Source organism: Moorena sp. SIO3I6 (assembly GCF_010672095.1).
In genome coordinates this window covers 1-13,792 of record NZ_JAAHHU010000086.1, presented here as the reverse complement: position 1 = coordinate 13,792, position 13,792 = coordinate 1, and the positions used below count along the sequence as shown (strand labels likewise).

Sequence of the window (13,792 nt, the reverse complement as noted above, 5' to 3'; positions counted from 1 at the left end):
GCAAAATTTTTGTCCAAGGTGTTTGTTTGCCAAAAATGTTGGTCAAAAATAAGCACATCCCTTGATTTGATCCAATAAAAGGCTATCTATACCTTTTTGACTGTTTACAGTTAACTGTTAACCGTTAACTATTGATTGCCCCGGGATCTTCTTTTTAGGGTTAGATATAGAGGATTATTAAGGGATAAATTATGTCAAAATCCCGAAGAGTTGGGGAAAATTCAGCTCCTATCCTCTTGAGATCTGCCCCCCTCAGTCTAAATCGAGCAATGTTACAGCTGTGCCGATCTTCCGGTGGTAAGCTCGGGAGCAACTGTTGACAGTTAACGGTTAACACTGAACAGTGAACCAAACTATACACCTTATATCTTCTTTGATTAACACTCAAAAGTCAACCAAACTGTACAGGTTACATCTTCAGGTGCGCTTGACCTTGGCGAATTTAATTCTTAATAGGTCAAGGGCACCTAATTAACGTCTTATCAACACGAAAAACCAATGATTCTTTACCGACAAAAGAAATTTAGCATTTTGTTTGGCAGTCTCTTAATCGTTGGGGCATGGTGGTTACCTGTCCAAGCTCAACAGACCACTAATTCACCCAATGAGCAAGCGGTTACGACTGAAGATTCAACTATTCCGAAAGCGGTTACTACTGCAGATCCAACTATTCCGATTGAGGAGCTAGAGCTATTGCTCAAGCCATTCACTAAGGATGAGCTGGATGGTGAAGCTCAGGGGTGGATTTCCTTGCTGAAAACTAAAGTTAAAGAACTCAGCGATGCGGAAATTGCTGTCAAGCGCAAAAATCGAGAGCTTCAAAAAACTAAGGAAGCTGTTGATGCCCTAGAAGATGCCAAAAAGGCTCTTGAGGAAGGGACTGAGCCATCCCCATCAGGTGGCGTAAAAGCTAAAGAGGGGGCGGAAGAAGCACAGGAAGCTCTCGAAAAAGCTCAGGAGTCAGTAAAAGAAGCAGTCAAACAAGGAGAAAAGACCGAGCAGGATAAAACCTCGCAAGGGGCGATTGATCAAGCAGTTGAAGGTACTCAACAGCAGAAAGATAAAGCCAAAACCTCAAGCTCAGAAGAGGAAGTTGCTAAGGTTCAAGAGCAGATCGGGACAATTAGCAACAAAGTCGTTACGGATGAACAAGAGCAGAAAAAGACTGAACAGGGGCTTGACAAAGCCAAAGAAAACATAGAAGAAGCGGTCGAGGCCAAGACCGAAGTTAAAAAGCAAGTACTGGTCAACATGACCAGATTGCGGGATGAACGCACTGCTTTGAGCGATCGCTTTGAGGTGGTACTTCAAGAGCTGGAACTTAAAGGCGGTGATGTCAAGTCGTACAAAAAATACATCGATGCCATCAGTGGGATTAAGGTAGACGTAACCGACACTGAAGGAACTTGGATTACCATCGTCGGCTGGCTCCAGTCTAAAGAAGGAGGTCTGCGCTGGGCGAATAACATTGGCAAATGTATAGGAATCGTTGCTGGTTTTAGCATCCTATCGGTGATCTTAAGTACACTCCTCGAGAAATCTTTGTGGATGTTCCCGAATATTTCAGTGATGTTGCGTCAGTTCTTGGTTAGTCTAACCCGCCAAGGATTATTTGTGGTGGGTATTATTGTAGGGATTACTGCCCTAGAGGTCAGTATTGGCCCACTGATCGCTATGATTGGAGCTGCTGGTTTTGTGGTAGCATTTGCGTTACAAAGTACCCTCGGTAACTTTGCCAATGGGTTAATGATATTACTCTATAAACCTTTCGACGTGGGGGATATGATTGAAGTAGCTGGGGTAAAAGGAGAGGTTGAGGATGTTAACTTAATTTGCACCACCATCAAGACTCCTCGAAATAAAATTATTATTGTGCCCAACAATTCAGTCTGGGGTAACGTTATCGAGAATGAAACCACTAGCCCCGTCCGCGCTATGTTTATCACAGTAAGGGTCAGCTACCAAAATAGTATTACTCAAACGAGCCAAGTTCTTAAAGATATTGCTAACTCTCATCCTTTAGTATTGAAAGACCCAGAACCTTGGATTACGACCGGTGAATTGGCTGAATATGCTGTTAAGATTTGGTTTAAAGCATATACTAAGACAGAGGATTACTGGACTGTCTATCCTGACATCAATCGAATTATAAAAGAAAGATTAGAACAAGAGGGAATTGTGATCCCACTGCCGAGACAGGAACTATACATTAGCGAAGCTATGGCTCAGGAAGAGGGCAGTATGGCAAAAAGGTTTAAAGACATGACGTTATCTTAGCTATACCCTTAGGAAACTTGTAGAACTGGCACAGAACTTACCGATAGTTTCAACCAAAGCTTCTAGCATGACCAATAAAGTTACCACCGGAGAATTTCCAATGCTCAAGACTCACTCTGGTAAACATCCCCTATTGGCTCTGCTACTGCTAGTTCCTGCTGGGAGTATCGGTATAGCAATGGCACTATATATTGCTCCAGGATCATTAGGGCAGGCAGTATCCTTATTTTGCAAAGTCTGGTTACTAGCACTGCCTCTTGCTTGGTTTTTCTGGGTGGATCGTGGCAAGTTACGTATATCCTGGCCGAAGGGACAGGAGTTGTTGACTGGAACTATTTTGGGACTGTTGATGTTTGGGATCATCCTTGGGGCTTATTGGCTTTTCGGTCAGCACTGGATTGATCAGACGGATCTTCGCACTAAAGCCCAAGAAGTCGGCATAACTAGTGCATACATTTACCTACTCGGGGCGATGTATTGGACTTTGATTAATGCGTTCCTGGAAGAGTATATCTGGCGTTGGTTTGTCTGGAGCAAGTGCCAGATTCTCATCCCAGGACTTGGGTCAGTATTGCTTTGTGCATTGCTGTTTACCCTCCATCATATTATTGCTTTAACCTTTTATACCCAAGATTGGCTGGTGGTCATCCTTGGCTCATTAGGGGTGTTCATGGCTGGAGCAGTATGGTCGTGGTGCTATCTAACCTACCGTTCCATCTGGTCTGGTTATGTAAGTCATATTCTGGCTGATTTAGCGATCGCATTTGTCGGTTGGCAACTCCTATTTGCATAGCGAAGCTATTGACTAGACTTCTTGCAGTTGTGGGGAACAGGGAACAGCGGATCTGGGAAAAGTGGACAATAATTGACGCAAAGCATCAAGAACACTATCAGAAAACTACTTTTGCAAGAGGTCTACTCAGGATTATTACCCTTAATAAAAATCTCCCCCATCTCCCCATTTCCCCATCTCCCCACCCTCCCATTAATTATGGCTATTCAACCGGACTTGATATTAGGTTTCATGTATCGCGTACCAGAGGTACAGGTTTCTTGAATTTCAACGGCATACAATCCTGGTAAACCTGCTTCTTCAAGTCGCTCAAAAACCCACTTGGCGATCGCTTCACTACTAGGATTCTCCAAGCCGGTGGTTTCATTGAGGTAATAATGATCCAAAAAGTTATCCAACAGAGGCTTGAGATAGGTCTTGATATCTCCATAGTCCATTATCATCCCCTGTTTGGAACCCTCCTCAATCAGTTGATTACCTTTGACATATACTCGCCCCACCCAGCTATGGCCATGTAACCGACTACATTTGCCGTCATGATGGGGAAGGCGATGAGCAGCTTCAAACCGAAACTCCTTGTAAATTAACCATTCTTCCATCATTAAGAATTAAGAATTAAGAATTAAGAATTAAGAATTAAGAATTAAGAATTAAGAATTAAGAATTAAGAATTAAGAATTAAGAATTAAGAATTAAGAATTAAGAATTATCTTACACTTCATATAAAAAAATTTATTGAGTTTAACCTAATCATAAGAGGTAATCTAGACAAATATAACAGGTTACTGAATAAAATAGAGCCGATTATTTTTGGGGTTTATGATAAATTAAGATTAGGGTTCAGGATTTATTGGGAAATCATAATCAAGTTTTAATATAGCCATAAACGGTTACCAAAATTGCTGATATCTATCGCTATTTTAAACATAGCATGAACTACGATAAAAGCCATGCATACCTACTCCCTACTCCCTACTCCCTACTCCCTACTCCCTACTCCCTACTCCCTGTGCTATACCATAAACGAAGGAACCAAGGGGAGTTGATATCACTGATGACTAAGATGCGAATAGAAACCGATAGTATGGGGGAAATCGAAGTTCCTGCTGATCGGTATTGGGGCGCTCAAACTCAGCGATCGCTAAAATATTTCTCGATTGGACAAGACTTTATCCCCCCGGAAGTCATAACAGCGATGGCTATTCTGAAAAAAGCGGCTGCTCTGACTAACTCTGAACTGGGTAAACTACCAGAGGATAAAGCTAAGTTAATCATTGAAGCAGCAACAGAGGTGATCGAAGGCCAGCTAGACGGTAACTTCCCTCTCCGTGTTTGGATGACTGGTAGTGGTACCCAGTGCAACATGAACGTGAACGAGGTGATTGCTAATCGTGGGATTGAACTAGCTGGGGGGGTGATGGGTAGCAAAAACCCAATTCATCCCAATGACCACGTCAATATGTCCCAATCCTCTAATGATACCTTTCCCACAGCCATGCACATCGCGTCAGCGGTAGCCTTTGATGAGCGACTGATGCCCAAGGTCAAGAAAATGCGGGATGCTCTAGAAGAGAAGGCGAAAGCATGGGATAATATCGCTAAAATTGGGCGCACTCACCTTCAAGATGCTGTACCGTTAACCTTGGGTCAAGAGTTTTCCGGTTACGTTGCCCAGCTAGATGCTAATTTAGCACGGATAGACTCTGTTCTTCCTGGCTTATACGAGTTGGCGATTGGTGGAACCGCTGTCGGGACTGGGTTAAATGCTGGCAAGGGGTTTGCAGAAAAGGCTGCTGAGCATATTGCTAAGTTGACTGGCTTGCCCTTTGTGTCTGCTCCTAACAAGTTTGCGGCTCTAGCAGCTCATGATGACATGGTTATGGCTAGCGGTGCCCTCAAAACCCTAGCCTGCTCGTTATTGAAGATTGCTAATGATATCCGTTTCCTAGGGTGTGGACCACGCTGCGGGTTTGGGGAACTGAAGCTGCCATCCAATGAGCCAGGGTCTTCGATTATGCCAGGGAAAGTTAATCCGACCCAGTGCGAAGCGATGACTATGGCAGCTACTCAGGTGATGGGCTACGATAGTGCGATCGCATTTGCTGGTGCTCAGGGGCACTTTGAGTTGAATACCTTTAAGCCCATGATTGTGTTCAACTTGCTCCAATCTGTCCATCTACTTGCTGACAGCTGCAACAATTTCACTGACTTCCTGCTGAAGGGACTAGAACCGAATCGAGAGAAAATCCAGTATTTCTTGGAACAGTCCCTGATGCTAGTCACTGCTTTGAGTCCAATCATCGGTTACGACAAAGCCGCAGAAGTGGCGCACCATGCTACTGAGAAGAACCTTACCCTGAAAGCAGCTTGTCTAGAATTAGGCTATGTTTCTGCTATTGAGTTTGACCAGATTGTTGATCCCTATCGGATGGCGTATCCCCTTGATTAGTTTTTTAGGGAGTAGGGAGTAGGGAGTAGGGAGTAGGGGGAAGAGTGTGGGGAGAGGGGGGAGATTTGTAAATACTATATTGAGCAATTCCCAGCAACCTTTAACTATAAACTGAAAAGGATAATGTTAGCAATTTTAAAATGTTTGATTTTAATATCCTATGTGATTTCTCCCGTAACCATTGTGTAGCCATCTGTGCCATTTTAGTTCCTGCTAACTTGCTCCTGACCTTACAAACTATCATCTTTACTGTGATTGGTTATCCCCAAGTTCAGGTGCGGAAAGCTGCTTTAGTTGCGTGCATCCCAGCTTTGGCCATGCTATTCCATGTTTATAGTTGGTTGATGATTGGAGTAGTGATGGCTCCGACCTACATTCTGTTTACTTTAGCAGCTGTCTGCTTAAGTATTAATTTTTGGGCAATAAACTATTATAGTAGATTAGTTTATTTTAGGGAATAGGGAATCGGGAATAGGGAATCGGGAATAGGGAATCGGGAATGGGGAATCGGGAATGGGGAATCGGGAATGGGGAATCGGGAACAGAGGAACCCACCCCTAACCCCTCCCAGGAGGGGAACAGAGGCAAGAGGCAAGAGGCAAAAAGTCGGTAGTGGTAAACAATTCGTGATTTTAGCTCCCGAAACCTTGACCAGACCTGGGCTAAACCACTACCCGACTCCCGACTCCCGACTCCCGACTCCCTACTCCCCATCTGCTTCATCTTTACCGTTGATTTGTTGGTTACGGTTCGAGCCATTCCATCGTATGGATTCGGTTAAGTCATCATCGATGTGGAAAATAGCTTGTACTGGTCCGTAGCGTTCTTGAATTCCCCCCTGAATCCGTTCAGCAATCAGGGAAATGACTCCTGAGAACTCTGGATGCACTACCAAATGCATTTCAACATACATGAAGCGTCCTACAACACCCCGGCACTGAATTTGATCACAGCGAGTGACACCTCCAACTTGATGGGCTATGTTAGCGATCGCTTCTGGATCAATGGGAGTTTGTTTGACTAGCAGGGGCAATTGCCAGTTGATAACTTGCCAACAATTTGCCCCGGCAAAAAGCACCAGCACACTACTCAACAGTGGATCCAGCCATAGGAAACCTCGGGAAACCCCCCAAAGCCCACCGAGTACTAGTATAGTTAAGCCCACATCCTGAAGCATTTGAGCGGCCTGAAAGCGTAGGGTAGGACTCCTGACCACTTTAGCTTGGTAAATCATCAGGCAAGACCAACCAAGGCTCATGGCTAATACTGCTCCCAACAATTGTATTAAGGGTAAACTGAGCCGGACAGGAATAGTTAAGGTTCCTCCCTGAATCAGAGTTAGTAACTGCTGAGAGGAGAGTAAGCACAAATTTCCCCCAGCAAAGCCGAAAAAGGCAATTAGCACAAAGGTAATCACCGTTTCCCGTTTACCATGACCATAGACTGACAGATCTGGCGAATTGTCATAGGTAGTGATCATCAGCAAATTGATAAGGGTATTAAAGCAAATTAATAGGGTGAACAGGGATTCCCCCATCAGACTGAGCGATTGGGTAGCCCAAGCTGCTGACACCTTGACTGATAAAACAAACAAGCTGAGCCAGAGGGTAATGAATAATACCAGACGACTAGTCTGATCGCGGTTTGGTCCTTCGGTCATGGCCTGAAGGTAACAGATGTGGATTACCTTCACATTATCTTTGATTACCCTATTATTGATTGAGGCATCAGGCAATTATGCCATTTTATGGCAGTTCTTAATGGTTTTGGGGAGTTGGGAGTCGGGAGTCGGGAGTGTGGGAGGTGTGGGGAGTGTGGGGCGGGGGCGCAGGGAGTGTGGGGCGGGGGCGCGGGGGGAGAAGAAAGAAGAGCAGAGAAGAGCAGAGAAAAGGAGAGAAGAGTAGCAGGGAAGAGGGGAAAAAATCCTGTGTACCTCATTACTATGAACACTGCTATTATTAATGAGCAAGTTTTAACCTTACAAACTTGCTAACTTGCCAACTTAATAACCTTTAACTTGATAACTTAATAATCTTCAACTTGCTAACTTGATAACTTGCTAACCTTCAACTTGATAACTTGCTAACCTTCAACTTGATAACTTGCTAACCTTCAACTTGCTAACTTGCTAACCTTCAACTTGCTAACTTGCTAACTTGATAACTTGCTAACTTGCCAACCTTGGCCAAAAGGCCACGCTACGCGAACAACTTGCTAACCTACCAACCCTTCCTTATATCCCATGACTTTTCCCAATCACCCAATGACGGCGGAAAAAACGGGAAAGAGCAGACTCTTTTAACGATAAATAAATGGGACGCCCGTGGGGACAAGTGCGAGGGTTTCTAGTCTTTTTCCACTGATCTAATAACTGCTGCATTTGTGATAAACTTAGAGGGATACCATTGCGAATTGCACTGCGGCAGGCAGTTGCTACTTGAGCGGTTTGTAAGTCTCCTCCTAAACTCAGCTCTAATAGGGCTTTGGCACAATCGTCTCGCTCGCGCAACAGTTCTGGTGCATTCCGTACTGCCCACAGCTCTTCTCCAAAGGGGTCAACTTCTAAACCAATCCGCTGTAGTTGTTCCACCTGCTTAGGGGATAACTGCTGGAGAATGATGGGAGGTTCTAAGGGGACTAACTGCCAGCGATCGCATAATTCTTCATACAACACCCGTTCATGGGCAATGTGCTGTTCAATTAACCAAATACCGGTGGGATGCTCTGCTACGATATACATATTATGAACTTGAGCTATGGCTCGCAGTTGAATTAGCCCAATATCATCAGTTTTGCTATCAATTTTGCTATCAGTTTTGTCAGTAATTTCTTGAGTGGCTGGTATCACTTCAATTGAACGACTAGTGGTGTAACCTCCTCTAGCTTCCGATGTTTTGAGTAACTGTTTTACCCTGTTCGAGTGAATCGCTTCTGGGAGAGTGGCTGGGGTGATCCGCAAAGCTTGCTCGATAGCTTCAGCAACTTGCTCTTGCCAGTAGGATACCGAGTGTAAGTAAATTTCGGTCTTGGCTGGATGACGATTCCAGTCGATTTGACTCGGACAAATCCGCAGGTGCAGGAAACAAATGGGATAGCGGTCGCGAGGCAAGGTTCGAGCTAATGCTGTGATCATGGTTTGTTCCAATTCATGCGATCGCACAATCCGTCCATTAGTCGCTACCTTTACCCAGTCTGGACGTCTGCGATGGCATCGATCCGGTAATCCTAACACTAGCTCCATCAAACCATTTCCGAGATTTCCCTTAGTGCTTTTATCCTGTTCTTGTTCTGTTCCCGAATCCGGTATCGGCACCTCTACCGTTAGCGGCTGCAAATCACTTTCCTTTAAGTGCTTGATAATTTGAGGCAGAATCTGTTGGGCAGTATGACCAGGACAAAGATTAAACCATGGACGTCCATTTTGCTCCACTTGCCAGCTCACCCTAGGATGACACAGAGCATGTTGATGAATAATGGTTTGGACAGCACGCAACTGTTGTGCCATCGCCGGTAAACCCTGGCGACGCACGGGCAACTTACCAAATAAATTAGACACTATCACAATCGTACCGGGTGCGATCGCAGCAGTTTCAATCTGACGCAGTTCACCTTGGGAATTATAGAGCACTCGCCACCCCTGACTATTTCCTGAGCATCGGCTCAAAATTTCTAACTCTGCCACAGCCGCCAAACTATGCAACGCTTCCCCACGAAATCCCAAACTAGTAATCTTCCACAGATCATCACTACTAGAGATTTTGCTAGTACTGTGAGCAGAAGCCGCTTTTTGCAAATTCTTCACCTCCATCCCTGTGCCATTATCTGCCACTCGTACCCGCCATTGCTCAGTCCACAGGGAAACGGTAATCCGAGTTGCCCCAGCATCAAGGGAATTTTCGATCAGTTCTCGCACCACTGCGGCTATTGAATCAATGACTTCCCCAGCAGCAATTAGATGAACTACGTTTTTAGGTAGGGTTTGAATAATCATTTAAGGGAATTGGGAATTGGGAGTAGGGAATCGGGAATCGGGAATCGGGAGTAGGGAATCGGGAGTAGGGAATCGGGAATCGGGAATCGGGAATCGGTAAAAAATTGTACCTCATAAGTAGGATAAACGCTATATAGTTAATTTTTAATTAATTTTGTATAAAAGACAAACGACAACAAACAATTTTACTATAAATAATGTTATTAAACGGATTTACCTTAGTTCGATAGAACCAACGTGATCCAGGAATTAAGAATTTGGAGGATCGCGTCATTCCAAATTAATTATAAATTATTTACCCAATAATTAGTAATTCATTAGCGTTTGCTCAGCCATACAATTTTAGATTATATATCAACAATATTGAGGAGTATACTAATTCAGTAATTATGGTTATTTCTCTTAACAATAAAACTGCCAGTTTATGACCTATAATTGAGATTTACTGCTATAGTAGGTTGTGTATATAATCAAAAGTATTGCTGATCTAGCATAACCCTAAAAAAATATCCGAATGAGTCTGATAATTTCTAGATGAGCTACAGTCAATTTTCTGCCCTCTACTCCCGATTCCCGATTCCCGATTCCCAATTCCCGATTCCCGATTCCCGATTCCCTAACCCCTCCTGGGAGGGGTTAGGGGTGGGTTCCGATTCCCGATTCCCGATTCCCGATTCCCGATTCCCGATTCCCGATTCCCGATTCCCGATTCCCGATTCCCGATTCCCGATTCCCGATTCCCGACTCCCTAACGAAACAATGAACCAACAACGACAAAAACCCCACTACTCCATGTGTCAGGGATTCCGTATTCCCATGGGATTTCCGGTAACCTGTTTTGAATCTGGACTCAGTTACAATGCTCAACCGGAGGATAACTTTATTGTTACTTATCCCAAATGTGGCACAACTTGGGTTCAACATATTGTCTGGATGCTCAACCATGATGGCGAACCCCTACCTGTGGGCAAAGACATCAATTTAGAAGTACCTCATCTCGAAGAAGTGGGTGCTGATTTTGTAGCAGCCATGGCATCCCCAAGGTTTATTAAAACTCATATTTCTTACTCATTCACCCCTTATTGTGCTGATGCCAAGTATATCTATATTGCTCGCAATCCCTTTGATTGTGTTGTTTCTTTTTATTACCATACTAAAGGGTTTGTGAAGCACTATAATTTTGCAGAAGGAACCTTTAATGATTTTTTTGAATGCTTTATTGAAGGGGAAGTTGATTGGGGCGATTATTTCGAGCATTTACTGTCTTGGTATGACCATCGCCAGGATGACAATGTTTTGTTTATCACTTACGAAGCTATGAAAGCTGATACTCCCAACTATATTCGAGAAATTGCTAAGTTTTTAGGGAGTTCATACCTAGACAAACTCAATAATGCTGAAATTTTCAATAGCATTCTTAAACACACCAGTTTTACCAGCATGAGCCAAGACCAAAGTCGGTGGTCGAGTCAGCGACCTAAAGAAATGACACCGTTTATCCGCAAAGGAGAAATCGGAGATTGGAAGAATCATTTTTCTGACGATCAAATAGCCCGTTTATATGATAAATTTATAAAGAAGACTGCTGGAACAGATATAGCAATGTTGTGGGCTGATTTGATTCCCAATTAAAACCAAACCAATTTTAATAATCCTGATTACACAGGAATGTTTACCTGTTCAAGAGTATGTTAGCATTGTTAATGCCTAATTCAGATCCCCCTAAATCCCCCTTAATAAGGGGGACTTTTGAATCTAATTCCCCCCTTTTTTAAGGGTGGTTAGGGGGGATCTATATACCTAATTATAAAAGTAAAATTCTCCCTGTTCCCTGTTCCCTGTTCCCTACTCCCTACTCCCTACTCCCTACTCCCTACTCCCTAAAACCCAGCAGAAAGTACCTCACCCAATTCAAAACTGCTCACATGGACACCTACGAATATCAAGTCGGTGGTAGTTTAAAATTAGATGCCCCTAGTTATGTAGAGCGTCGAGCTGATGCTGAACTTTATAACGCTTTAATTAGGGGTGAGTTTTGTTATGTGTTCAACTCCCGACAGATGGGTAAGTCTAGCTTGCGCTTACGCATCAAGTATCGACTGCAACAGGCTGGTTTTAGCTGCGCTTCTATTGATATGACTCGAATTGGTAGTGAAACTATTACTCCCCTGACAAACAATAGCGCTATTGTTTAGGGAGTGGCTATTAGCCCAGAAGGTAAAACCATTGCGTCAGCGTCAGGGGACAAAACCGTTAAGCTTTGGCGCTATAATGGGGCATTACTAAGGACGTTTCAGGGGCATAATGACCGCGTTTACAACGTTGCCATCAGCCCAGATGGTCAAACCATTGCGTCCGCGTCAGGGGATAAAACCGTTAAACTCTGGCATGCTGATGGCACTTTACTCAATACTCTTCAGGGCCATAGCGATCGCGTTTACAACGTTGCCATCAGCCCAGATGGTAAAACCATTGCGTCCGCGAGTTGGGACGGAACCGTTAACCAGTGGAGTTGGGAAGGCACATTACTCACTACCCTACGAGGGCATCAAGATTTAGTGTACGGTGTGGCCATCAGCCCAGACGGAAAAACTATTGCATCGGCGAGTTGGGATGGAACGGTTAGGCTCTGGAAACCCGATGGCATCATCCTCACCAGGCTCAGGGGGCATAGTGATTTAGTTTGGGGAGTTGCCATTAGCCCAGACGGAAAAACCATTGCATCGGCGAGTTGGGATCAGACCGTGAAACTGTGGAATACAGACGGTAGCCTACAAAGAACCCTGAATGGCCATAGCGCTAGAGTTTCAGGAATAGCGATTAGCCCCGATGGTAAGATGATTGCTTCCGCTAGTGCCGATAACACTATCAAGCTCTGGCACAGAAACGGTAGCTTGCTAAAAACCTTAACAAACCATAGCAGCGCTGTTTTAGCAGTAGTCTTCAGCTCCGACGGTGAGATGATGGCTTCCGCTAGTGCCGATAAAACCATTAAGCTCTGGAAACGGGACGGTACCTTAATTAATACCCTTAACGGCCATAGCGATCGCATTGATGGAGTAGCCTTCAGCAAAGATGGGACTCTAATTGCTTCCGCCAGTTGGGATAAAACTGTCAAGCTTTGGACGCCAGACGGAACCTTGATTACTACCCTCAAGGGACACCATGACCGGGTTTACAGCGTTGCCATCAGTCCCGACGGTGAAACCATTGCGTCCGCGAGTTGGGACAAAACCATTAAACTCTGGAAGCGCGATGGAACCTTGATTACTACCCTCAACGGTCATCAAGCAGGAGTATTAGGAGTAGTGTTTAGCCCTGACGGTAACAGAATTGCTAGCGCTAGTTATGACAAAACCGTCAAACTCTGGAAGCAGGATGGAACCCTTTTAACTACCCTGAAAGGACATAGCGATGGCGTCTTAGCCGTAGTTTTCAGCCCCGATGGTGAGATGATCGCCTCCGCCAGTGGAGACAACACTGTTATTATATGGAATTTAGATCAAGTCCTGGATTTAGACCAGTTACTAATCTATGGTTGCAATTGGATACAAGATTATTTGAACACCAACTCGGAGGTTAATGATGTTTGTCACCCTTAACTTAGAAAATGTAGATTTCACCGATCAGCAATTTTATCATCTTTGTAAAATAAATCCAGAGTTACAGTTAGAGCGCACTGCTAAGGGAGAATTAATTATCATGCCACCAGTAGGAGGAATTAGTGGAAATCAAGAAGCAGATTTGATTACTGAACTAACGATTTGGAACCGTCAAACTAACATGGGAAAAGTTTTCAGTTCCTCCACCATGTTTAAACTCCCTAACGGCGGAGATAGATCCCCCGATGCAGCTTGGGTAAAGTTAGACCGTTGGCAAGCCCTCACACCAGAACAACAGCAAAAGTTTCCCCCGATTTGCCCTGATTTTGTGATTGAATTGCGTTCACGGACAGATACACTTAAGTCTCTACAAGACAAGATGAAAGAATACCTCAACAGTGGCTTACAACTAGGTTGGTTAATTAACCCTCAGAATCAGCAAGTAGAAATATACCGTCCCAATCAACCAGTAGAAATAGTCGGATTTCCAGTTAGTTTATCTGGAGAAGAGGTACTACCTGGATTTGTTTTGACAGTACCTATTTGAAGAAGAGAGTGTGGGGAGTGGGGGGAGATGGGGAGTGGGGGGAGATGGGGAGATGGGGGGATGGGGAGAGGGGGAGCAACAGGTCTGACCTCCATCCACCATAGCTCCTGAATCTGGTATCCCTTCTCCTGCT

At 44.4% G+C, this 13,792-nt stretch carries 14 protein-coding genes; 9 read left to right on the top strand and 5 right to left on the bottom strand.

Annotated features, from left to right (window positions below; genetic code table 11):
* Positions 1-498: 498 nt before the first annotated feature.
* Positions 499-2,277, top strand: a complete 1,779-nt coding sequence (locus F6K49_RS22390; protein ID WP_293100232.1) for a mechanosensitive ion channel domain-containing protein — start codon at positions 499-501, stop codon at positions 2,275-2,277.
* 67 nt (positions 2,278-2,344) lie between these two features.
* Positions 2,345-3,070, top strand: a complete 726-nt coding sequence (locus F6K49_RS22385; RefSeq protein ID WP_293100229.1) for a CPBP family intramembrane glutamic endopeptidase — start codon at positions 2,345-2,347, stop codon at positions 3,068-3,070.
* Positions 3,071-3,276: 206 nt separating this feature from the next.
* Here the strand turns inward: F6K49_RS22385 and queD are convergent, their stop codons facing one another.
* Positions 3,277-3,669, bottom strand: coding sequence for a 6-carboxytetrahydropterin synthase QueD (gene queD, locus F6K49_RS22380; RefSeq protein ID WP_149031448.1), 393 nt, complete (start codon positions 3,667-3,669; stop codon positions 3,277-3,279).
* Positions 3,670-4,124: 455 nt separating this feature from the next.
* Here queD and fumC point away from each other — a divergent pair, with 455 nt between their 5' ends.
* Together fumC and F6K49_RS22370 are read left to right on the top strand one after the other, a co-directional pair.
* Positions 4,125-5,519, top strand: coding sequence for a class II fumarate hydratase (gene fumC / locus F6K49_RS22375; RefSeq protein WP_293100264.1), 1,395 nt, complete (start codon positions 4,125-4,127; stop codon positions 5,517-5,519).
* A 140-nt stretch (positions 5,520-5,659) separates the two neighbouring features.
* Positions 5,660-5,980: a hypothetical protein gene (locus F6K49_RS22370; RefSeq protein ID WP_293027688.1), complete on the top strand. Its 321-nt coding sequence runs from the start codon at positions 5,660-5,662 to the stop codon at positions 5,978-5,980.
* On the opposite strand, the gene F6K49_RS22365 is transcribed toward F6K49_RS22370, so the two are convergent.
* Both F6K49_RS22365 and F6K49_RS22360 read right to left on the bottom strand, forming a co-directional pair.
* Positions 5,970-6,242 carry a hypothetical protein gene (locus F6K49_RS22365; RefSeq protein WP_293071019.1) on the bottom strand — a complete coding sequence of 91 codons (273 nt, stop codon included), beginning with the start codon at positions 6,240-6,242 and terminating at the stop codon, positions 5,970-5,972. The two genes, F6K49_RS22370 and F6K49_RS22365, sit on opposite strands and share 11 nt — an antisense overlap.
* The gene (locus F6K49_RS22360) at positions 6,223-7,179 is read right to left on the bottom strand and encodes a cation transporter (protein ID WP_293027682.1); all 957 of its coding nucleotides are present in this window, start codon (positions 7,177-7,179) and stop codon (positions 6,223-6,225) included. The genes F6K49_RS22365 and F6K49_RS22360 overlap by 20 nt, the downstream gene beginning before the upstream one ends.
* Before the next feature lie 16 nt (positions 7,180-7,195).
* On the opposite strand from F6K49_RS22360, the gene F6K49_RS22355 reads away from it, so the two are divergent.
* The gene (locus F6K49_RS22355) at positions 7,196-7,423 is read left to right on the top strand and encodes a hypothetical protein (RefSeq protein WP_198954364.1); all 228 of its coding nucleotides are present in this window, start codon (positions 7,196-7,198) and stop codon (positions 7,421-7,423) included.
* 329 nt (positions 7,424-7,752) lie between these two features.
* On the opposite strand, the gene mutL is transcribed toward F6K49_RS22355, so the two are convergent.
* Together mutL and F6K49_RS22345 are read right to left on the bottom strand one after the other, a co-directional pair.
* A complete protein-coding gene (mutL, locus tag F6K49_RS22350) occupies positions 7,753-9,510 on the bottom strand; it encodes a DNA mismatch repair endonuclease MutL (RefSeq protein ID WP_293027673.1) in 1,758 nt (585 codons plus the stop codon).
* On the bottom strand, positions 9,488-9,625 hold the full coding sequence (locus tag F6K49_RS22345) for a hypothetical protein (RefSeq protein ID WP_293027671.1): 138 nt from the start codon (positions 9,623-9,625) through the stop codon (positions 9,488-9,490). The genes mutL and F6K49_RS22345 overlap by 23 nt, the downstream gene beginning before the upstream one ends.
* A 419-nt stretch (positions 9,626-10,044) precedes the next feature.
* Here F6K49_RS22345 and F6K49_RS22340 point away from each other — a divergent pair, with 419 nt between their 5' ends.
* The 4 genes from F6K49_RS22340 to F6K49_RS22325 all read left to right on the top strand — a co-directional run bounded on the left by F6K49_RS22340 (position 10,045) and on the right by F6K49_RS22325 (position 13,659).
* Entirely contained in the window at positions 10,045-11,142 is a 1,098-nt protein-coding gene (locus tag F6K49_RS22340; RefSeq protein WP_293100224.1) for a sulfotransferase domain-containing protein, read from the top strand.
* A gap of 293 nt (positions 11,143-11,435) precedes the next feature.
* Positions 11,436-11,705 carry an AAA-like domain-containing protein gene (locus tag F6K49_RS22335; protein WP_293027665.1) on the top strand — a complete coding sequence of 90 codons (270 nt, stop codon included), beginning with the start codon at positions 11,436-11,438 and terminating at the stop codon, positions 11,703-11,705.
* 3 nt (positions 11,706-11,708) lie between these two features.
* Positions 11,709-13,112, top strand: a complete 1,404-nt coding sequence (locus F6K49_RS22330) for a WD40 repeat domain-containing protein (protein WP_293027662.1) — start codon at positions 11,709-11,711, stop codon at positions 13,110-13,112.
* Positions 13,093-13,659 carry a Uma2 family endonuclease gene (locus F6K49_RS22325; RefSeq protein ID WP_293027658.1) on the top strand — a complete coding sequence of 189 codons (567 nt, stop codon included), beginning with the start codon at positions 13,093-13,095 and terminating at the stop codon, positions 13,657-13,659. Before F6K49_RS22330 ends, F6K49_RS22325 begins: the two co-directional genes overlap by 20 nt.
* Positions 13,660-13,792: the final 133 nt, after the last annotated feature.